Raw genomic sequence first — 18,825 nt, 5'->3', positions numbered from 1 at the left:
ATTTGGAAAGCTGGTTACGTGCTTGCAATAGTCTGCCCTGGACAGGGCTCACAGACCCCGGGTTTTCTTGCCCCCTGGCTGGAACTTCCCTCGGTGGCAGGCCAGCTGGCCTCCCTGAGTGACATCGCAGGCATCGACCTGATAGCCCACGGAACCACCTCCGATGAGGAAACCATCAAGGACACTGCCGTGGCGCAGCCCCTGATCGTTGCTGCCGGGCTTGTCGCCGCGGCTTCCCTCTTCGACGTGGAACTCAACTCCCTCCCGGTGATCCTCGCCGGCCATTCCGTGGGTGAGATCACCGCAGCAGCCCTGGCCGGTGTGCTGACCGAACAGGAAGCCATGACGTTCGTCCGTGAACGGGCCAACAGCATGGCCGCCGCGGCAGCCGTCACCCCCACCGGCATGAGCGCCGTCGTCGGCGGCGACCCCGCCGAGGTGCTGGCCGCCATTGAAGCCGCCGGCGCTGCCCCCGCCAACGTCAACGGTGCCGGCCAGACGGTGGCGGCAGGAACCTTCGAACAGCTGAAGGCCCTTGCCGACAACCCGCCGGCAAAAGCCCGCGTCATCCCGCTCAAGGTGGCCGGCGCGTTCCACACCAGCCACATGTCGCCCGCCGTCGATGCGCTCAAGGCGCTGGAACCCACCTTGAACCCGGTTGCCCCCAAGGTGCCCCTCCTGTCGAATTACGACGGCGGCGAAGTCACCGACGGTGGTGCCGCCGTCGCAAGCCTGATCGCCCAGGTTTCCCGCCCGGTCCGCTGGGACCTGTGCATGGAAACCATGGTGAAGCGCGGTGTTACCGGCGTGATCGAACTCGCGCCTGCCGGCACGCTGGCGGGCCTGGCCAAGCGCGGCATGCCCGGCGTCAAGACCGTTGCCGTCAAAACCCCCGATGACCTGTCCGCCGCACTGGCGCTCTTCGCAGAACTGGAGGGCAACGCATGAGCGTTCCCACGCTGAAACAGGCTCCCATCCAGGAGCACACCCGCATTCTCGGCCTCGGCGCCTACCGGCCGGACGTCATCGTCACCAACGAAGATGTTTGCCAGTGGATTGACTCCTCCGACGAATGGATCCGCCAGCGCACCGGCATCGTCACCCGCCACCGTGCCGCTGCCGACGTCAGCGTGATCGACATGGCCGAAGGCGCAGCCCGTGAAGCCATGGCGAAGGCAGGCATTGAAGCCTCTGAACTCGGTGCAGTCATTGTGTCGACCGTGACCCACCCCTACGCCACTCCCTCCGCCGCGGCCAGCCTGGCCGACCGCATCGGCGCCACTCCGGCCCCTGCCTTCGATATCTCCGCTGCGTGCGCCGGTTACTGCTACGGCATTGCCCAGGCCGACGCACTGGTCCGGTCCGGCACCGCGAAGTACGTCCTCGTGGTCGGTGCGGAGAAGCTCTCCGACGTCATCGACAACCGGGAACGCACCATCTCCTTCCTCCTCGGCGACGGCGCGGGCGCCGTCGTCATAGGCCCTTCCGACACGCCGGGCATTGCCCCGTCCGTGTGGGGCTCGGACGGCAGCAGGTGGGACGCCATCGGCATGACGCGCTCCATGCTTGACGTCCGCGACCTCGGCCTGGCTGCCCGCCAGTCGGACTCCACGGGCGATCTCGCACTGCTGGAAGAAGCCCAGGAGCTGTACCCCACCCTTCGCCAGGACGGACAGACCGTGTTCCGCTGGGCCGTGTGGGAGATGGCCAAAGTGGCCCAGCAGGCACTCGATGCCGCCGGGATCCAGGCGGAAGACCTGGTGGCCTTCATCCCCCACCAGGCCAACATGCGCATCATCGACGAGATGGTGAAGAAGCTGAAGCTGCCCGAGACGGTTACAGTGGCACGGGACATTGCCGAGGCCGGCAACACGTCCGCTGCCTCCATCCCGCTCGCAACCCACCGGCTCCTGCAGGAGAACCCCGGACTGAGCGGCGGGCTGGCCCTGCAGATCGGTTTCGGTGCCGGACTGGTCTTCGGCGCACAGGTAGTTGTCCTTCCCTAGATACGCCCAAGGGTCGCAACCGCGGCCCGGACCGTTTCCGGCAGCCCCTGCCGGCAATACAAGAAAAGGAGCCACCAATGGCTAGCAACGAAGAGATCCTGGCCGGCTTGGCTGAAATCGTCAACGAAGAAACCGGCCTGGCCCCGGAGGCCGTCGAGCTGGACAAGTCCTTCACCGAGGACCTGGACATCGACTCCATCTCCATGATGACCATCGTGGTCAACGCTGAAGAGAAGTTCGGCGTGCGCATCCCCGACGAAGAGGTCAAGAACCTCAAGACCGTTGGCGACGCCGTCAGCTTCATTGCCGGAGCACAGGCCTAATAACAGGCTTTCCGCCGTCTCACGGCTTGGCAGGGCTGCCGGTCCGGACTGACCGGACCGGCAGCCCGCCGCATTTATCCGGGCAGAACCCCGACCGGGACTGGCCGATCATCAACATGTGCGGGACCCTGCGACAGGCGCAGACGGACTCCCCACCGACGAAAGAGTGATCCCATGACGCGCAAAGTAGTCATTACCGGTCTGGGTGCCACCACGCCCATCGGCGGCGATGTACCCACGATGTGGAACAACGCCCTTAAAGGGGTCTCCGGTGCCCGCACCCTCGAGGACGACTGGGTAGCCAAGTACGAGCTCCCCGTCCACTTCGCCGCCCGCTGCAGCACCCCGGCACTGGACGTGCTCAGCCGTGTTGAAGCAAAGCGGATGGACCCCTCCACCCAGTTCGGCGTCATCGCTGCCCGGGAAGCCTGGGCCGATTCCGGCATCACGGAAATCGACCAGGACCGGCTGGCAGTCGCCTTCGCCACCGGCATTGGTGGCGTCTGGACCCTCCTGGACGCCTGGGACACCCTGAAGGAAAAGGGCCCCCGCCGGGTCCTGCCCATGACCGTCCCCATGCTGATGCCCAACGGCGTTGCCGCAGCCGTCAGCCTGGACCTCGGCGCCCGCGCCGGCGCCCACACCCCCGTCTCCGCTTGCGCTTCCGGGACGGAGGCCATGCACCTGGGCCTGGAACTCATCCGCTCGGGCAAGGCAGACGTGGTGATGTGCGGTGGAGCAGAAGCCGCCATTCACCCCATGCCGCTGGCGGCCTTCGCCTCCATGCAGGCACTCTCCCGCCGGAACGACGATCCGCAGCGCGCCTCCCGCCCGTACGACACCGCACGTGACGGCTTTGTCATGGGCGAAGGTGCCGGCGCCCTTGTCCTCGAAGCCGAGGAGCACGCCCTGGCGCGCGGCGCCCGCATTTACGCCGAACTTGCCGGCACGTCCGTCACCGCCGACGCCTACCACATCACCGCACCGGACCCCGAAGGTCTGGGTGCCACCCGTGCACTCAAGGCTGCCATGTTTGATGGCCGCATCCAGGCTGAAGACGTGGTTCACGTCAACGCCCACGCAACCTCCACTCCTGTTGGTGACAAGCCGGAGTACACGGCCCTGCGTGCCGCCTTGGGCAACCACGTGGACAATGTGGCCGTTTCCGCCACCAAGTCGCAGATGGGCCACCTCCTGGGCGCGTCCGGCGCGGTGGAGGCTGTCCTCACCGTGCTGGCCGTCCATGAGCGCAAGGCACCGGTCACCATCAACCTTGAGAACCAGGATCCGGAGATCCCGCTCGACGTTGTCACCTCCGCCCGCGACCTGCCTGCCGGCAATATCGTGGCGCTGAGCAACTCGTTTGGGTTCGGCGGCCACAACGCCGTCGTGGCAATCCGCAGCGTCTAGGCATTGCCGGGGAAGCGCCCCGGAAACGCAAGGGAGGCCCCGCCAACTGGCGGGGCCTCCCTTTTTTGCTATGGAAGTGTTGCAGTACCCCAGGTCACCGGGGACGGACGACGGCGGTCAGCCCACCTGGTGGAGCCAGCGCACCGGGGCGCCTTCGGCAGCGTGGCGGAACGGTTCGAGTTCCTCGTCCCAGGCTTCCCCGAGGGCCAGCGAGAGTTCGTGGTACACCGCAGCCGGGTCCCCGGCGCCGGACTCATAGGCGTAACGGATCCGGTCCTCGGACACCATGATGTTGCCGTGGACGTCCGTCACGGCATGGAAAATCCCCAGTTCGGGAGTGTGCGACCAGCGGCCGCCGTCCACGCCCTGGCTCGGCTCCTCCGTCACCTCATACCGAAGATGCGCCCAGCCACGGAGGCAGGACGCCAGTTTGGCTCCCGTGCCGGGGGTACCGGTCCAGGACAACTCGGCCCGGAACATGCCGGGCGCGGCAGGCTGCGGGGTCCACTCAAGGTCCGTCCGCTTGTCCACCACAGCGCCAACCGCCCACTCAACGTGGGGGCACAGCGCCGTAGGGGCCGAGTGAACGAACAGCACACCGCGGGTCATTGCAACAGACATTCCATCCTCCATAGCTATAGGTACGTCTTCCCCAACGACCTCTGCCTGGATGGAACTGCCGTGCCCTGCTCTGCGGCGGTGGTTCCCTGCGCGTATTCAGATGTATCACATAAAGCTGAGTCCGGACTTGCCGCGCCGCACAAAGCTCAGGGAGCTTCAAGCGACACTTGAAAGTTGCCGGACGTGACTCTTATTGTGCCGTACCCCGCAGAATTACGCCAGTGCGATTAGCCACACCGGATCAGGCCCTTGGATGCGCCTGCTGATAGCTCTTCCGAAGGCGGTCAACCGAGACGTGGGTGTAAATCTGGGTGGTCGCCAGGCTGCTGTGGCCCAGGATCTCCTGCACCGCGCGCAGGTCCGCGCCCCCATCAAGCAGATGCGTGGCGGCCGAGTGCCGCAGCGCGTGGGGCCCGGACGCCGAGGTGTCGCCCAGTGCCGCGAACAGCGTGTTGACCAGGGCACGGACCTGCCGTTGATCGATGCGGCCGCCGCGGGCTCCAAGAAAAAGGGCAGGCCCGCTGTTGCCTTTCGCCAGCGCCGGACGCCCCCGCCGAAGCCAGTCATCGACCGCCACGGCAGCGGGAACGCCGAAGGGAACTGTGCGTTCCTTGTTGCCCTTGCCGATCACGCGGAGCGTGCGCCGGTCAGGGTCAAGATCGTCGACATCGAGCCCGGCCAGTTCGCCCACCCGGATGCCCGTGGCGTACAGGAGTTCCACCAGGGCGCGGTTTCTGACAGCGAGTGGCTCACCGTCCGTGGCGGAGGCCTCCAGACCATCCAGCAGGCGCGTGAGCTGCGGCGCCTGAAGCACCCCCGGCAGGGATCCTTCCCGTTTGGGTGCCTTCAGGCGAAGGGCGGGATCTGTGTCGATGAGCTCTTCCCGGAGTGCCCAAGCTGTAAAGACCCGCGCCGTGGCGGACCGGCGGGCAAGGGTCGCCCGCGAGGCGCCCGCAGAGCTTTGGCTTCCGAGCCACCGGCGGAACGTTCCCAGTTCAAGGTCCTTCAGTTCTGCCACGCCTTCCGATGCCGCATGGACCAGGAGGCTGTGCAGGTCGCCCAGGTAGGCGCGCCTGGTGTGGTCTGACACCGCACGCTCCCCCGACAGGTAGCCGGCGAACGCGTCCAGTGCCTTGCCGAGTGCCCCGGGCAGTTCTTCATGTTCCACTCCTCTACTTTCCCAGTTGCGGGCCCTGCACCGTGCGCGGACACGGCTATCCTTTGCCGCGTTTCCAGCCTCCCCGCTCCGACACGGCCAGGCCCAGCAGCCCCAGCCTGCCAAGTCCGGCCCGCACCGAGTCCTGTCCCAGGCCGGCCACGGCGGAGAGCTTTTCCACGGATGTGGTGGAGCGAAGCGGCAGTGCGTCCAGCAGGATCAAGTCCTCCAGGGTCAGGCCGTCCTGGACTGCCGCTTCCGTAGTCCGTTGCCCTGGCAGGGCAGTTCCGCTGGGCGAGGCAAGTTCAGCCACCTCCGCCGCATCGGTGACGCAGACCGCCCCTCCGTCCCGCAGAAGACGGTGGCAGCCGGCGGAGTTGGCGCTGTGGACTGATCCGGGAACGGCACCAACCGCACGGCCCAGGGTCTCGGCGTGGTGGGCCGTATTAAGAGCTCCCGAACGCCAGCGGGCCTCGACCACCACCGTCACCGCGGAGAGGGCGGCAATCAGCCTGTTCCGCTGCAGGAACCGGTAGCGGGTGGGGGCCGATCCCGGTGGCACCTCGGCCAGGACGGCTCCCTGGTTGGCCACGGCGCGCAGCAGGTCCTCATTGCCGGACGGATAGAACCTGTCCACTCCCCCGGCCATGACGGCGACCGTTGGTACCGCCGTGGAGCTGCCGGCGAGGGCTGCCCGGTGCGCATGGGCGTCGATGCCGTAGGCTCCTCCCGAAACGACCGTGAAGCCCCGCTGCGCCAGCGAGTAGGCCAGGTCGCCTGTGACCGCCGCTCCGTAGCTCGTGCTGTCCCGGGACCCCACCAGGGCGATGGATTTATCCAGTGCGGGCAATGGCTGTTCCTCTCCCCGCCACCAGAGGCAGATGGGCTCCTGGATGCCCAGGTCTGCGACCTGGGCCGGCCATAGTTCGTCGCCCGGGATGATGATGCGGCCGCCCAGCCGGGCCATGGTGGCAAGGTCACGTTCGGGTGCGAGGTCAGGGATCCGTGGCTGCCACCGCTTCAACGCTGCGGCAAGGCCGGCCCAACTGCCGGCCGCCGCGGTGTCCGCCAGCAATGCGGTGATTTCCCGCTCAAGGCCAGGGCCGGCCGACACCTGTCCGGTAGCGATGAGCAGGGCGTCTGTTGCCCCCGCAGTCCGAACGATGGCAAGGCCCGCCGCGTCCTGGGGTTCCATCAGCCGTGAGAGGGCGGCCCGGGCCAGCCGTTCCTTATCAATGCTTCGCGTCTTTTCCACGACCCGTTCCTTGTCCACCCGCAGTTCCTTTGGTTCGTTCCGTTCCTGGAGGCTTGTCATGCCGCGGCCGCCGTAGCCTGCCGCAGGCCCAGTGCCTGTCCGATGTCGTTGGTGTCCGGCGTATCCCGGCGACCCAGGTCCGCCAGGGTCCAGGCGAGCCGAAGGACGCGGTCGTACCCGCGGGCGGTCAGGATGCCGCGCTCAAGGGACTGGTCCAGGATCCGGGTTGCTGCCGGCGCGAGCCGCAGGTCACCGCGGAGGATTCGCCCCGGTACCTGGGAGTTCGTCTCAAGCCCGAAGCATCGCAGGCGATCCGCCTGCCGCGCACGGGCACCCCGCACCCGGTCCGCCACGGAAGCGGTGTCCTCCTCGGCCCCTGCCTGGCCGAAGTCAGCCAGGGAAACCCGCTCCACCTGGAGCTGGATGTCCACTCGGTCCAGCAGGGGCCCGGACATTCTGGCAAGGTAGCGGCGGCGCATCACGGGAGTGCAGGTGCAGTCCAGCCCTTTGCCGGAGGCCTTGCCGCACGGGCAGGGATTAGCTGCAAGCACCAGCTGGAACCGGGCCGGGTACGCCGCAGTCCCGGCGGATCGGTGAATCACCAGTTCCCCGCTCTCCAGGGGCTGCCGCAGCGCGTCCAGGACGCGCCGCTCGTATTCCGGCGCCTCGTCAAAACTATTGACGGCATACCCCGGAGGCCTCATAATCATGCACGGAACTGAATATATGCAAGACACTCGCTTCGCCATCTACAGCCGAATCAGCCGCGACCGCGTAGGCGCCGGCTTAGGTGTGGAGCGGCAGCAGGAAGACTGCGAGAAGCTGGTCGCACAGCTCGGCGGTCAAATCGTTGCCACATTCTCGGACAACGACATTTCGGCGTACTCCGGTAAGCCTCGCCCTGGCTACGAAGCCCTTCTCCGGGTAATCAAGAACGGCGATGTCGATGCCGTAGCGGTCTGGCACCAAGATCGTTTACTGCGTCGCACCATTGATCTCGAGCACTACATCGATGTCTGCCAGCCAACGAAGACCCCGACTCATACAGTCATGGCCGGCTTTTTTGATCTCACAACTCCAGCTGGACGAGCGACGGCAAAGACGCTCGCCGCCTGGGCATCGTACGAAGTCGAAACATCAACTGACAGGGTGAAGTCAGCCAAACTCCAAGCTGCTAAAGCGGGAAAGCCAAGCGGCGGTAACCGGGCCTATGGATACGAACAAAACGGCATGGTTATCATCCCCGAGGAAGCAGCTGTCGTCCGCGAAGCCATAGATAGATTCGTAGCCGGAGATTCCTGGCGGACCATTGCCCTCGACTTCAATGAACGTGGCATCCCGACCGCTAAGGGGAAACTTTGGGCAGCCATCAATGTTCGAAACGTCGCTGTCAGACCACGAAACATCTCAATCCGCGTCCACAACGACAATGAGTATCCAGCTGTCTGGCCCTCTCTGATCAGCATGGAGACCTGGGAAGACCTGCACTTGGCGATCAAGAGGGGGCAGGCTCTCCACGGGCAACGAAGCTATACGCGCAAGCACCTGCTAAAGGGGTTCGTTCACTGTGGACTCTGCGATACACGCATGAACATCATCAACGCCCAACAGCGAGACGGCAGCTACTCCCCTGCATTCAACTGCCGCAAAAAGGACCATCGCGGGCAAGATGTTGGCTGCGGAAGGGTCAAACGCAAAAAAGAACCCGTGGAAGCTCTCGTCATTGACTGTCTGATGTACCGCTTGGACACTCCGGACCTCACTGCCATGCTGGCGAAAGATAAAGGCGACTCAGGAAAGCTCAAGGAACTCATGCGCGACCATGAGGCCCAGAGTCTTCGCTTGCAGGAGATCTTGAACCTCTATTCAACAGGTGAGATGACCTTCAGCGAATACAAGAGTGCAAAAACCGCCGCCTCGGCACGTTTAGATGCTCTAGGACGCGAGCTAGACCAAAAGACGAGTCGCAATACCATTGGGCTCATTCCTGCCGGCCAGACTGTCCGTGAGGCGTGGGATAAGGCAGACATACAGTGGCGACGGCAGCTTGTGGACACGCTCATCGAGAAGGTCTTGATTTATCCGAAGCAGCTTGGAGATCAGAAGGTGATCTACAAAGGGTTCAAGTTCAATCCTGACCGCGTTGAGATTCGCTGGAAGGCGTAATTCCTGGTTCACGGATCTGGATCGAGTCACCGATCAGGGGAACTTTCTGCCCATCCTCTTGCACCGGAGTCCTCATGGGTTGGAGTAATTCACCAAGACGCGCTATATCATTGTTGACCTTACGGGCTTTTACTCTGTCTTCGGTGTCAAAACTACCGCCAGCAACCAGCAAGGCGTTTATCCCCGTCTGAAGCGTAAGCGCAGTCCCAATCAACTCAACCCGATCGATCCCGCCCTGACGTTCGCTTGGTTTGGGAAATCTTATCGCCGGAAGGATGAAATCGAATTCGTCCCCGTACAGAGGCATATCTCCAGGTGGTGGCACACGTAGGTTCTGCCCGAACTCCTTTATGGCTTCCGTTACCCGCTTCGTGTATTCTTCATGAACAGGCGCAAGGCCAATTAGCTCCAATGCAATCTTTGAGAGATTCCGAACAGCTGCTTCTAGCGCGTCCATACGCGCGTAGAGATCCCGACTGTCTATACGCTTTCGACCAATGTCCAGTAGCAGGGTGGCGATCTCTATAAATCCTTCATTTTCAACACGGCGACAGTTCTGCTCAAAATCGCCTTTATAGTCAATGGGGACCCCCGCCAGTTTCCGCCGCCGTTCTCTCAAGTCCTTTAGACGGTCATGCCCGATGGCCAGGGCGACGAGCGCAGCCTTGCACTTTGGGTGGTTCATAACCGGCACAGTCGCCTCTTCAAGGAAGCTTATGAACTCGGCACCGGTCGCGATGTTGAAGTGCGCAAGCAGCTCAGGGCGATGCTGCAACTTCTCAACGGTGATTCCCTGACCTTGCCGCATCTGCTGGAACGCCTTTACTAACTGGTCAACGGTCATCATCTTGAAGCCCCCATGTCGCTAAGTTGTCGCGTCTGCCTTATGGCGCAACTCTAAAGTGTCACCCGCCAGAGTAGCTACATGGGGCTGATTTATAGCCATTCGTGTCCCAGGCTGGAAATACGCCCAATCGGGCAAACCCCCCCCTTCCAACCAAGGAGCCATCATGGCCAACGCACTGGTTCGCCTCATCACTGGCGACGACAACAACGACAAGAAGAAGCTTTCTGAGCTTGAGGTCGCAACGGCTGAATACCGGGACGTTCTTAGGTTCCGGGCTTACGTCACTGAGGGCGACGCTCATCTCACGAAGTACAGCATGGAGAAGGCTGTCGAAGTTGATGCCTACCGCCGGCAGCTTGCGGGTGATGACGAGACATTGAACCGCCTCCTGGCTCCATTGGAATTGGCGTTCATCGAGAGGGCAGCAACCCGCGCTAATGGTGGTCAGTCAACCACCGAATCGAAGTGGGGCTTCTCATGAACCTCTCACTGCTGATCGTCTGCATCGGCCTTGGTATCGCGACTTACCACGGGGTTGTGACCATCCTTGATCTCTTCATACCGGACAAGCCAAAGCGAATTGATCCTGTACGCCAGAGGGCCATCGCCCTATCTAGGGACGCCGCTGAAACAAAGCGCCGTATGGATAGAACCGCTAATCACTACCACCGCTTGCGCGGAATCGTCTAAGGGGACGTCATGATCAGTTTGATGGTTCGAGCAACTACAACAAACGCTGATGAGTTCAACAACAGCGTTATGGATCTCATTACCGCGCTCTTTGGTTGGCTATATACCGCCACGTCGCCATTCTTCGCGGTCATCGGCTTCTTTGTGGTCATCTACGTTTTGATCAAGAGGTTCATCAACGGATCGCTCAGAAGCCGCCGCTAGTCGAAAAAGCCGCGTTGTGTCACAGTAAAAAGTGGCATGACGCGGCTTTTTCAATCCCCTTTTTCAATCCATCCCTCAGGAGGGTTAGATGGGACTGTTTAAGTCGCAATCCGACTATGACAAAGAGCGCAAGACCTACATCGTGAGGTTCCCTGGAGAGCTGCCTGTAGATGCCGTACAGGCGATGTTTAGAGTCATCCACACGACGCTACCGCTTGGTTCGTTCACCTTCATCATGGGCAGGCCTAGTCTCGTGCTTGAAGCGTGGGCACTAAACGGCAGCATGGAGTTTCGCCTGCTTGTTCCGTGGCAGTACGCCGAACAGGTCACGAGCCAGATACGTCACCAGATCCCCGGAAGCGTCATTGAAGACGACGTGACGAGGCCGCGCAAGGCATGGACCTACGTGGAAGAAATCACGCTTTCAGATAGCACCCGCACGCTCAACGTCAACACCCCGGAAGTGATCTCGAAGGACATCCTGACCAATTTGGCGCACGCGCTAGGTGACGGTGAATCAGCAGTTCTTCAGTGGGTCATCGCCCCAGCAGGACTCATACGGAAGCCATCTACAGAGCATCCCGTCACCTCAACCAGACATGGCATCGTATCCGAGATGCTCGGGCAAACAGCTAGCCGTGAGGAAGTAGAAGATCGGCGTAAGAAGCTCGATTACGACTGCTATGAGGTCATTGCTCGGGTTGCTGCGCAAGCCAAAACTGAGGCGAGGGCAAAGTTCCTTACAGGCGGCATCTTCAAGGGCTTGAAGACAGCCAATAGTCAGAGCACTTGGTTCCTTACCAAGAAACCAGTAGGCGACATCGACGTGCAACGAGACACCGTGAACAGCGCTTCGACGCCCTGGCGACTGCCCTCACTGCTAAACGTCCCTGAGCTAGCGGCAGTGGCCGGCTTCCCACTTGGTGACGTCTCTATGCCAGGACTTGCCCGTTCTCAGGCACGACAGTTCTACGCAACCGAAGAGATCGCACGAGTCGGACTCGTCTTCGGAACAAGCAACCACAGCAGTCAGAAGGGACGACGAATCGCTCAGGGCTACGGAGAAAAAGAGGTACTGCACATGCACATTGGTGGCAAGCCTGGTACTGGTAAGTCAGTGACACTCGGTAACTCGGCTGCTCAGAATATGGCCAACGGGTACGGTGTGGTCGGCATTGATGCCAGCAACAGCAACTCACCAGAGACATTTTTCAACCGCACTCTCAACTACATACCGTTTGAACGGCTTGATGACGTGATCATCGTAAACGTCAGCGATATGAATCCCGTGGGCTTCAACCCTCTCGATCAAGGAAATGCTCACAAGGTTGTCGATCAAATTTCCGCGATGTTCCAGCAGCTCTACCCCGATAGCAAGGGAGTGTGGACGCGTGAGCTAATCCACCATGGCTTGTACGCGCTGATCGAGTACGGCAATGCCACCCTGATTGACCTTCTTCCTCTCCTCAGGCCGCGGACACCCGAAGAAGTGACGTGGGCAAGGTCTGTCGTTAGCTCAGTGAAAGACCGCCAGATCAAGTACTTCATGGATGACTGGATGAACTTGAAGGAGGAAGAGAGACGAGTACGGTCGCAACCGCTCTATGACCGGCTCTGGCAGCTCAATAGCCGTCCCGAAATTTACAACATCCTGGGGCAGACCAAGTCAGGCTTCAACATCAAAGATGTGTTGCTTGGCAACAAGATTCTCCTGATCAACCTAGCTGGTCTTCCAGAGGACACCTCTGCGCTCCTTGCATCATTGTTCTTCCAAGCCCTCTGGACCGAAGCGCAGAACCTTACTCCAGACAAATACAACTTCATCTACCTTGATGAGGCTCAACAGATGACCAAGAGTAACGTCCCGTTCGATGACGTCTTGTCTCAGGCCCGCAAGCACAAGTTCATCCTGACTACCTCTACCCAGTACATGGACGACAGCGACAGGATCGACAGAAACACACGCTCGGCCATCCTCAACAACACCGGAACCAAAGTCTTGTTCGAGAGCACCGCCAAGGAAGCTCGCATGTGGCTCAATTCAATCGGTTCGTCTCATGTCACCGAGACTGACATTACCGGCCTCAAGAAGTACGACGCGATAGCCTGGATAGCCAACGAGCGCGGCACCGGAGATCCCGTGACCTTCACAGCCCTGGCACCATTCCCGTCACTCGGTACCGCTGATCGGGCTATGCATCTATCGGGAATCAAGCACGGCACGCCCATCGCCAAGGTCCACGAGGACATCGACAACCGACGTCGCGCGCGAGTTGATGAAACCCATAGGCATCCAAATATGGGGCGACGCAAGAAGACAAGTGACGACGAATAGAAAAAAGAAGCCCCACTCTCAGTGTGAGATGGGGCTTCTTCGTGGTGCAACCTAGTTTGCGGCGCGGTACTTGTCCTGAATATCCTGCGAGATTCTCCCACGAGGTGCGACATTCAAGCCTTGCTCCTGTGCCCATGCACGGATCTTAGACAATTCTTCTTTATTGCTCTTCGGAGCAGACGATCCAGCTGAGCGCGGAAGCCGCGATACTTCTTGAGTGGCAACCGACGTGTACTTGCCGAGAGTCTTCTTGAACTCTGCTGCCTCTGCGGAGGTCAGATCGATTGTGTAGGAGTTCTTCCCAACACTGAAAGCGATGGTTTCGCCCTCGCCTTCCGGGATAACTTCACCGGATACATCGGAACGAAGGACGACGATAGTTTCTTTAGCCATTCTTCAAGACTACACGCAAAAGATGTAAGAAGCTCTCCAGCGACGTGGAGAGCTTCACGTGTGCAAGATATCGTCTTTGAGCCTAGAAGCTTTCAGAAGCGACGCTAGGCACTAATTAGAGCCAAGATTCGGCGTGGTTGATGTGAACCATGTCTGCTTGACGAAGACTAACGCGACGTTAATGATCGCTGTAACCGGACCGAATAGAGCCTGGTCATTCGCTGAAGCTGTGATCAAGTAGCTCAACCCAGCTGACGCAGCTAAGTAGAGCGCTGCCTTGAAGGTCTTGCCTACGTTGGTGTTCCAGAATGATGTTTTAGTTGTTTGTGTCATATGCCTCCTTATTAATTTGATGCTGTGCGCCAGTCAGTCGCGATCCTCTGTTGAGCTGTGGCGAGTGACATGGCTCCCGAACAAACCTTGGCCCGCAACTTGTTTTCAACAGCATCCTTTGGGTTAGGCGCTGCGTCAGGTTGTGGCCACAAATTCTTCGGGTCTGTTGGATGCCCACCAAGGCTGATGCTCACCAGATGATCTTGCTCGTACTTACTTGGGCTGTCTGTGAAGCCGTACTCTTTCATCTGTTGAAGCTTGAGAGCATTGGTGTAACTGGTCACAGGGCGGATGCTTGAACTCCATCCGCTCACGCAGATCGTCTGCTGGATGTTCGCTTGAGTCACCTTCGGATTGATGACTCCTGGCGTGCAAACGGGATCTGGTAGCTCTCCGCGCATCTTGCACTTGGCGTCACTAGAAGCCGGGGCCGACGCTGGGGCTGGGGCAGGTAGAACATGCAGGAGCAGAAGCAACAAGCCACAGCAGATCAAGAGAATGACCAGCTGCGTTTTCATTAGCCCTTACTAGGCTCCACATTTACCTGCTCTGGAAGCTTCACTACCGCCTTGTACATATCTGGCAAGTGGTTGATGAATCCCGTCTGCTCCTCGGCACGCTTCTTCACAAGCGCCTTAGCCGCCGCAGATTCCATGATCTCTCGTTGAGCTTGAGCAAAGGTTTGCTTGCCTAGCCGGTTCTTGTAGCCGTAGTCGGTAATAGGGGACGCCAAGTAAAACTTGTAGAGTACGTTTAATCCTGCTTCATCAACCATTGTGACTTTCTCCTTCTGTGGAGCTGATTCTGCTGCCACGCTTTCTTTTACTCTTTGCATGAGCCGGGGACGAACTGCTCCCAGGAAGTCTCCATAACCGTGCTTCACCCAAGCAGCGGGCGATCCCTTAGTGGCAGAAGGATTCAGGTAGTTCTGGGCCAGGGCATCCACTACGTTCAGAGTGCTGTTGTCCCCTGCAATCTCGACGTGGCCGACACTTGAACCAAAGGACCCCTCCGCATAGACCAGGATGTCTCCCAGCTGTGGCACGAACGTCGCTGAGTTAGGAATCACCTCGTACTCCGAGAACTGTTTGGCGTTGTCGAAGAGCTCGAAGGCGTATAACCCAGGTATCCGCGGGTATCCAAGCCAATCGGTAAATGCGTTGATGAGGCCGACACACTGAGCGCCGATTGAGTTTCCGTTGCTGTCGTAGGTGACGTGGCGAGCACCTACGTTGGCGACGAGCCAGTTTCGGACTTCGTCTTTTGTCTTCATTTAGGCAGCCGCTCCAACAGTGACGTGTCCACCGTGCGGCACGACTACAGAAGTCGTCGATGTATCGCCGTTCATGAGGCGTAGGCGCTCTTCAAGTACATTTACTTTGCCGGTGAGGTTGGCTACTTCCAGCTCTTTGGCGTGGAGCTGTCGGCCATCTAGCCGTGCCTGGTCTTGGAGCTTGTCGATTCTTTCGTTGAACGCCTTGCGCTCGTCTGCCCACTGTTTGCGCTCCTCACGTTGTTCCGCGCGAAGTTGTGCGATTGAGTCTGAGTGGCGTTTCTCCTGGTCAGTAAGAGCGCTGTTCATCGTCTCGTAGAACGTCTTCAGATGGGCGTCGGCCAATGATGCCGCTGACTTCCTGTTCTTGCGATTGTTGATCAGGACCGCACCTAAAATCCCAATCAGGGCTCCGCCTGCGGCTGAAATCGTGGCTGGGAGGTATTCGAAGTTCATGGCCTACGCGTAGACCTCGTAAGCAACGTCGTAAACAGTGGCTGCCGTGGTGACGTTGATACTGAAGCCGTCAACGTCCATAGAAGAATATGAAGCGGTCACAAGAGGGGTGTTGGCGCCCGATGAGCGTATGACGATACAAGCCGTCGCTCCGGACTCGCGAGCAAGATTCGATCCAAACGCGGATGTAAAGACCCAAAACTGACCACTGCTCGTCATCCCACCGCTGCCGGAAGCGGAAACCGTCGTACTTGCGGTCGGCATGATAGTAAACCGAACGATCTTTGGCGTGCCGCCAATTCCGGTGATTCTCTTTACGCCGGTACTGCCGAAGGTGGCAGCCGGAATGGTTCCAGTCACTATTGATCCCGCTGGCTTCTGGTTTGAAGCAGACTGGATTGTCGCCGTGCTGTAGACCACCGCAACGAGCACTGAGTTTGCTGGAAGAGTCGGGTTGATACCGCCGATTGTTTGTTCTGAGTACTGAGGGGTGGAGTTTCCAAGCGTGACGTAGATGTATGTGTCTCGGTTTGCTGTGAAAGTCTTGCTGGCGGCAGCGACAGGCTGAGGGACTAAAGCTGTTCCTACTGCAATCAAGACTTGGCCGGCTGTTCCAGCACCATTCAGTGTGGCATTTGTGTACGTCCAGTTACAGCCGCTTTCAATCATGCTCCTGTTGCCGATTGCCCGGGGATTCGTTGGAGTGGCAAAGACTCGAGTATCGGTGCACTTGCTCTGCGACAAGGTAGCCGCGCCTGCATCTACCCGCCAGTTGGCCAAGATCGTGTACGGATAGCTTGCAGATCCAATAGCTGTTTGGATGGCTGCTGTGCTTGGAGCGACGGGGCTGGCGTTTGGCGTACCAGATACATAGGCAACTTTTGTGACACCAGGACCGTCTGAGTTGGCTGACGTTGGTGTGCCACCAGGAAGGTTCACGCTGGTATCGACGTACATGACGATGGCATCTATACGTGGGTTGCTGGCGTCAGCCGTAGCGAGGGTACCCGTAAACGCAGCAGTCAAGCTTACTAGTCGGGCGCTGGTCGTACCACCTGTGCCGATACGGATTAGCGCATTGCCAGGGTTGATGATGACTTGAAGGCCGGTTCCAATAACCGTGTCGAAGCCGTTGATGATGTCGCCATTAAGGAACGCGCCTTCGTGACGACCAAGACCATCGGGGGTGACATTTGAGAGTGAGTAGTTGTAGGTTTTGAAATTGTTAAACATTCATGTTGATTCCTATTTTTAACTTACTAAACTTGCAGAGAATGCGCCAGTGCCAATGCCATAGAAAAAGAATTTATAGGTCTTGGGATTTACGCTCGCGTCATTGAATGATGGAAACTTCCATGACTGAATGCCATCCGAACCAACGCGGAGTCGGTATTGGAGAAATATCTCCGTATAAGTCCCGGCCCCATTTACGCTCTGATAAGCGCGGTAGATGAGCCCGCCGCCAAAGCTGAGGTCTGAAGGCGTGTATTGCAAGAGGATCATGCGTCCGTCCAGTGGAGGGACGGTAAGATCGACCGAAAATTGGCTGATAGTGATGCCCATCAAGACACCCGAGCTACCAATCGTCTGCGGCGCTTTGCTTTCTTTCTGCACCGTTTCGACTTGGCGGATGAGACGACTGACTTCGCCTTCTGGGAGAGAATCGAGCACGCTCATTAGAGAATCCTCGTGGTACTAATCGCAACGGGATCAGATGAGAGCGCCTGTACTTTGAATCGCCGGTACTCGTTGTAGGGACCGTCCAGCCGTAGTTCGTATTTGGACTTGTAAGGCTCTGCATTGATCACCCCCGCATCTTGAAGCGTCCAGTTACCTGCACCCGGACCTGTGGCGGCTGGAAGGGAAACCCATGTGACCCCATCAGTACTGCCCTCAACTTCGACGACGCATGATGACATCAAAGCAACGCTCGTGCCTGATGTCAGAATCACCAGGAATCGCGCCAAGCCCGAGAAGCTGCCAGCGGCAGCCGGCACCGTATCTATCTGCCCGGTCCAGAGCCACGCACCAGGACTATCCGTTCGGAAGTAGCGGACACTCGAACCGCCGACGCGTTGCATGGCCTTGCGCTCGTTCATTAGTTGGGCCGCGTCTCGAAGGGTTGAGACGGCGTGATTCTCCAACAGGCTATCGACGTTGGTGACTCCCATTAGAGCGTCCTCGTCAGCGTCATGGTGCCACCACACGAAGAGCGAATGACTGGCTTGGCGTAATAGGTGATGGTTCCCTTGTAGAAGAAGTCCATCGTCCAGGTGAAGATCACACTGAGGTTGCTGAAGTTCCTGGTCATGCCTCCACTCGTGATGACGCTGGTGCCGTCACTCCAACCGAGAGCGCCTGAGTACGTCGTACCGGCATAGGTCCCATTGAGGTAGCTGAACTTGTTGGCATCTGCTGTGCCGTTGGCGCGCATGTCCATATACAGCAGCGCCTCTGGCCACGGCTGTGTCTGGTCACACGTCATGGTGACGACAAGGGTCATCTGAGTGATACTTCCCGCGCTGACTGTCTCCGTTCGATCCCATGTATTGGCAGATTGAAGTGTGTAGTTCAGTTGGCCACTGGCGCCGCTCATTCTCTTGGCAGCTTTTAGCTCTGCCCCGATCTGTTCCGCCTGCCGGATGCCGTTTATGAGCTGGCGTTCTGGAAGCTGGCTAATCAAGCTGTCCATTAGCCCACGTACTCCCCTGTCTTCTCGAAGTACAGCTTCATCTCCTTGATGAAGTGGTTCTCATCGACAGTTACCTCTCGCCGCTCTATGCGGTAGACGCCAGTCAGGTCTTCGAGCAGCTTTCGCCCATTGAACACGCACGGGATGATGTCACCGACTTCAAGGGGTACATCTGGAAGGTCAGCACCAGACAGCGTTATCTGCGGCATGCGTAGAAGCTTCTTGTAGCGATCAAGTTGTGCCTGGGTGTTTTCATCGAGCGTGGCTTGCACTTTGACCTCGTTGAACTGGACGGTCTTCTGGCGAAGCTTGAACTCGATCTGTGACGCCGTGTCGTTTTTGAATGAGAAGATCTGATCCGAGCCCTGCCCGCTACCGACGCCGATTATCTGGTTGAAAAGGTTGTTGGCACCGCGTGAGAGAGTCGCCCTGTCAAAGTTGGACCGTTTAGTAGTGCGGTCAAACACGATGCGGAAGTCAGTCCGCGGTGAGCCGAGCTGCGGGTAGGTCATCACCGTCTTATCCGCTAGGAACTTGAAGTCGAACTTGCCGTCTACCAGATTGGTGAGGGGGACTGCCCCGGGTTTTGTTGACTCCTTGACCTAGCGAGCTTGTGCTCGTGGAAGGATGTTGACCATGCCCACGGCTTATGGGGCGGAGTTCCG

22 protein-coding genes and 1 pseudogene are annotated in these 18,825 nt (G+C 59.3%); 8 read left to right on the top strand and 15 right to left on the bottom strand.

Annotated elements, in window-relative coordinates; translation table 11 throughout:
* Window positions 1-18: 18 nt before the first annotated feature.
* The 4 genes from AB0280_RS15640 (at window position 19) to fabF (ending at window position 3,739) form a co-directional block, all read left to right on the top strand.
* Window positions 19-948 carry an ACP S-malonyltransferase gene (locus AB0280_RS15640; protein WP_224026388.1) on the top strand — a complete coding sequence of 310 codons (930 nt, stop codon included), beginning with the start codon at window positions 19-21 and terminating at the stop codon, window positions 946-948.
* Window positions 945-2,006 (top strand): beta-ketoacyl-ACP synthase III, encoded by a 1,062-nt coding sequence (locus AB0280_RS15635; RefSeq protein WP_224026389.1) that lies wholly within the window; start codon window positions 945-947, stop codon window positions 2,004-2,006. Before AB0280_RS15640 ends, AB0280_RS15635 begins: the two co-directional genes overlap by 4 nt.
* A gap of 77 nt (window positions 2,007-2,083) precedes the next feature.
* Complete coding sequence (locus AB0280_RS15630; RefSeq protein ID WP_009359314.1) at window positions 2,084-2,329, top strand: acyl carrier protein; 246 nt, start codon at window positions 2,084-2,086, stop codon at window positions 2,327-2,329.
* Window positions 2,330-2,503: 174 nt separating this feature from the next.
* Entirely contained in the window at window positions 2,504-3,739 is a 1,236-nt protein-coding gene (gene fabF / locus AB0280_RS15625) for a beta-ketoacyl-ACP synthase II (RefSeq protein WP_224026390.1), read from the top strand.
* A gap of 117 nt (window positions 3,740-3,856) precedes the next feature.
* On the opposite strand, the gene AB0280_RS15620 is transcribed toward fabF, so the two are convergent.
* The 4 genes and pseudogenes from AB0280_RS15620 to AB0280_RS15605 all read right to left on the bottom strand — a co-directional run.
* The gene (locus tag AB0280_RS15620) at window positions 3,857-4,360 is read right to left on the bottom strand and encodes a DUF3145 domain-containing protein (protein WP_159631751.1); all 504 of its coding nucleotides are present in this window, start codon (window positions 4,358-4,360) and stop codon (window positions 3,857-3,859) included.
* A gap of 241 nt (window positions 4,361-4,601) precedes the next feature.
* Window positions 4,602-5,528 carry a tyrosine recombinase XerC gene (locus AB0280_RS15615; protein WP_275181329.1) on the bottom strand — a complete coding sequence of 309 codons (927 nt, stop codon included), beginning with the start codon at window positions 5,526-5,528 and terminating at the stop codon, window positions 4,602-4,604.
* 46 nt (window positions 5,529-5,574) lie between these two features.
* Entirely contained in the window at window positions 5,575-6,711 is a 1,137-nt protein-coding gene (gene dprA / locus AB0280_RS15610; protein WP_366367874.1) for a DNA-processing protein DprA, read from the bottom strand.
* A 116-nt stretch (window positions 6,712-6,827) separates the two neighbouring features.
* Window positions 6,828-7,442 (bottom strand): annotated as a pseudogene (locus tag AB0280_RS15605) (ATP-binding protein); the annotation flags it as partial.
* Between the two features lie 37 nt (window positions 7,443-7,479).
* Between AB0280_RS15605 and AB0280_RS15600 the strand changes: the two are divergent.
* Window positions 7,480-8,937: a recombinase family protein gene (locus AB0280_RS15600; RefSeq protein ID WP_366367742.1), complete on the top strand. Its 1,458-nt coding sequence runs from the start codon at window positions 7,480-7,482 to the stop codon at window positions 8,935-8,937.
* On the opposite strand, the gene AB0280_RS15595 is transcribed toward AB0280_RS15600, so the two are convergent.
* Complete coding sequence (locus AB0280_RS15595; RefSeq protein WP_366367741.1) at window positions 8,900-9,784, bottom strand: hypothetical protein; 885 nt, start codon at window positions 9,782-9,784, stop codon at window positions 8,900-8,902. The two genes, AB0280_RS15600 and AB0280_RS15595, sit on opposite strands and share 38 nt — an antisense overlap.
* A gap of 163 nt (window positions 9,785-9,947) precedes the next feature.
* On the opposite strand from AB0280_RS15595, the gene AB0280_RS15590 reads away from it, so the two are divergent.
* The 3 genes from AB0280_RS15590 (at window position 9,948) to AB0280_RS15580 (ending at window position 13,013) form a co-directional block, all read left to right on the top strand.
* The gene (locus AB0280_RS15590) at window positions 9,948-10,265 is read left to right on the top strand and encodes a hypothetical protein (protein WP_366367739.1); all 318 of its coding nucleotides are present in this window, start codon (window positions 9,948-9,950) and stop codon (window positions 10,263-10,265) included.
* Between the two features lie 278 nt (window positions 10,266-10,543).
* Complete coding sequence (locus tag AB0280_RS15585) at window positions 10,544-10,678, top strand: hypothetical protein (RefSeq protein WP_366367738.1); 135 nt, start codon at window positions 10,544-10,546, stop codon at window positions 10,676-10,678.
* Between the two features lie 88 nt (window positions 10,679-10,766).
* Window positions 10,767-13,013, top strand: a complete 2,247-nt coding sequence (locus AB0280_RS15580) for a type IV secretory system conjugative DNA transfer family protein (protein WP_366367736.1) — start codon at window positions 10,767-10,769, stop codon at window positions 13,011-13,013.
* 51 nt (window positions 13,014-13,064) lie between these two features.
* Here AB0280_RS15580 and AB0280_RS15575 read toward each other — a convergent pair whose 3' ends face one another.
* From AB0280_RS15575 to AB0280_RS15530, 10 genes are all read right to left on the bottom strand, one after another.
* Window positions 13,065-13,406, bottom strand: a complete 342-nt coding sequence (locus tag AB0280_RS15575; RefSeq protein WP_366367734.1) for a histone-like nucleoid-structuring protein Lsr2 — start codon at window positions 13,404-13,406, stop codon at window positions 13,065-13,067.
* A 111-nt stretch (window positions 13,407-13,517) separates the two neighbouring features.
* Complete coding sequence (locus AB0280_RS15570; protein WP_366367733.1) at window positions 13,518-13,739, bottom strand: hypothetical protein; 222 nt, start codon at window positions 13,737-13,739, stop codon at window positions 13,518-13,520.
* Window positions 13,740-13,750: 11 nt separating this feature from the next.
* Window positions 13,751-14,257 (bottom strand): hypothetical protein, encoded by a 507-nt coding sequence (locus AB0280_RS15565; protein ID WP_366367732.1) that lies wholly within the window; start codon window positions 14,255-14,257, stop codon window positions 13,751-13,753.
* Window positions 14,257-15,012 (bottom strand): hypothetical protein, encoded by a 756-nt coding sequence (locus AB0280_RS15560; RefSeq protein WP_366367730.1) that lies wholly within the window; start codon window positions 15,010-15,012, stop codon window positions 14,257-14,259. The genes AB0280_RS15565 and AB0280_RS15560 overlap by 1 nt, the downstream gene beginning before the upstream one ends.
* Window positions 15,013-15,468 (bottom strand): hypothetical protein, encoded by a 456-nt coding sequence (locus AB0280_RS15555; protein WP_366367728.1) that lies wholly within the window; start codon window positions 15,466-15,468, stop codon window positions 15,013-15,015. It lies immediately after the preceding gene.
* A gap of 3 nt (window positions 15,469-15,471) precedes the next feature.
* A complete protein-coding gene (locus AB0280_RS15550; protein WP_366367727.1) occupies window positions 15,472-16,701 on the bottom strand; it encodes a hypothetical protein in 1,230 nt (409 codons plus the stop codon).
* Window positions 16,702-16,719: 18 nt separating this feature from the next.
* Window positions 16,720-17,145, bottom strand: a complete 426-nt coding sequence (locus AB0280_RS15545; RefSeq protein ID WP_366367725.1) for a hypothetical protein — start codon at window positions 17,143-17,145, stop codon at window positions 16,720-16,722.
* Window positions 17,145-17,639 (bottom strand): hypothetical protein, encoded by a 495-nt coding sequence (locus AB0280_RS15540; RefSeq protein WP_366367724.1) that lies wholly within the window; start codon window positions 17,637-17,639, stop codon window positions 17,145-17,147. The genes AB0280_RS15545 and AB0280_RS15540 overlap by 1 nt, the downstream gene beginning before the upstream one ends.
* Window positions 17,639-18,160: a hypothetical protein gene (locus AB0280_RS15535; protein ID WP_366367722.1), complete on the bottom strand. Its 522-nt coding sequence runs from the start codon at window positions 18,158-18,160 to the stop codon at window positions 17,639-17,641. Before AB0280_RS15535 ends, AB0280_RS15540 begins: the two co-directional genes overlap by 1 nt.
* On the bottom strand, window positions 18,160-18,672 hold the full coding sequence (locus tag AB0280_RS15530; RefSeq protein ID WP_366367720.1) for a hypothetical protein: 513 nt from the start codon (window positions 18,670-18,672) through the stop codon (window positions 18,160-18,162). Before AB0280_RS15530 ends, AB0280_RS15535 begins: the two co-directional genes overlap by 1 nt.
* Window positions 18,673-18,825 lie beyond the last annotated feature (153 nt).

The sequence above is a fragment of the Pseudarthrobacter sp. 902506025 genome (genome assembly GCF_040702325.1).
Classification (GTDB): domain Bacteria; phylum Actinomycetota; class Actinomycetes; order Actinomycetales; family Micrococcaceae; genus Arthrobacter.
This window is presented reverse-complemented; position numbering and strand designations above follow the sequence as displayed.